The organism is Bacillus sp. AFS040349 (genome assembly GCF_002577655.1).
In the GTDB taxonomy this organism is placed as follows: domain Bacteria; phylum Bacillota; class Bacilli; order Bacillales; family Bacillaceae; genus Metabacillus.
Genome location: NZ_NUMC01000100.1, coordinates 1 through 315, shown reverse-complemented (window position 1 = coordinate 315; position 315 = coordinate 1). Strand labels below are relative to the sequence as shown.

General features: G+C 32.7%; 1 protein-coding gene. It reads left to right on the top strand.

Annotated elements, in window-relative coordinates; translation table 11 throughout:
- Positions 1-188, top strand: a 188-nt coding sequence (locus COD11_RS19820) for a transposase (protein WP_176551157.1), incomplete at its 5' end; no start/stop codon positions are given.
- Positions 189-315: the final 127 nt, after the last annotated feature.

The window sequence follows — 315 nt, the reverse complement described above, 5'->3', positions numbered from 1 at the left end:
TCCAGAAAAGTGTATATTTTCAGGAAAAGTCTAAAGAACGTTATAAAATTGAAGCGAAAAATAGTGAGTTAAAACACAGACACGGGTATAATGTGGCAAAATCCTCGGGTCTAATTAGCATGGAATTACAAGGTGCCATGGCTATATTTACGGTAAATATTAAAAGAATACTAAAGCTACTAGGGTAAAATTAGAGAAAAACATGTGGCGAATTCAAAGAAAAAACCGACTTTTTTTCCTTTTTTAGGAATTAAAGTCGGCTCTTTTTAAATCCACATGAATAATCTTTAAAATCGTCAGATTTTCAGTGGCCTC